The sequence below is a fragment of the Mesorhizobium sp. M1E.F.Ca.ET.041.01.1.1 genome (genome assembly GCF_003997355.1).
Classification (GTDB): Bacteria; Pseudomonadota; Alphaproteobacteria; order Rhizobiales; family Rhizobiaceae; genus Mesorhizobium.
On record NZ_RZSL01001183.1, the window covers coordinates 1 to 663 of the forward strand.

General features: G+C 68.0%; 2 pseudogenes. Both read right to left on the reverse strand.

The features are described from left to right. Positions 1-267, reverse strand: a pseudogene (locus EOA38_RS38240) (ABC transporter permease); the annotation flags it as partial. Next, positions 264-663 (reverse strand): annotated as a pseudogene (locus EOA38_RS39635) (cation transporter); the annotation flags it as partial. The pseudogenes EOA38_RS39635 and EOA38_RS38240, both read right to left, overlap by 4 nt.

The following is a 663-nucleotide window of genomic DNA, read 5'->3' on the forward strand; positions in this document are numbered from 1 at the left end:
AATCAGGACGGCAAGCGCGATATGCGTGAGGGAAAGCGCCAGCGATACCAGCAATCCACGCGACAGCCTCACCTGCGAGCCGGCGACATAGGCGGCAAGCAGCGTCTTGCTGTGGCCCGGCGTCAGCGCATGGGCGGCGCCAAACACCACACCCATCGGCAGCACGGCAAAAAGGGCGGGCCAACTGTCATCGGCGGCGAAGGATTTGAGATGCTGCGCCACCGCCAGATAGATTTCGCGCTGGTAATCAAAGAGCGCTTGTATCATCCATGCGCGTGCCCGTGATGGTGGCCGTCCGGCTCGGCCATGGCGAAGGGCAGATCCTCGCTGTCGGCGCCGGCCACCAGTTGCAGCCTGGCGCTGAATTCATGCGGCTCGGCCGGAGCGACCAGGCTCTGCAGATAATGGTGGTCGCCGCCGAGCGGCGACAGCGGCAGGCGCTCGACCCCGCCACCCGACCGCTCGATGGCGATGTTCGCCCGCAGGCCCTCGGCGTGGCGCGAGAGCCGCAGGCGCATGCGCTCGCCCTGCGGCGTGTCGACGATCTCCAGGAGCCCGCTGGCGAGCTTGCCAGACACCAGGAACGGGTCGGGCGCGTGATGGTGGCCGCCTTCGGCCTGCGCCCCGGCAAAGCGCACCGTGACGACATCGAGGGCCGGGATG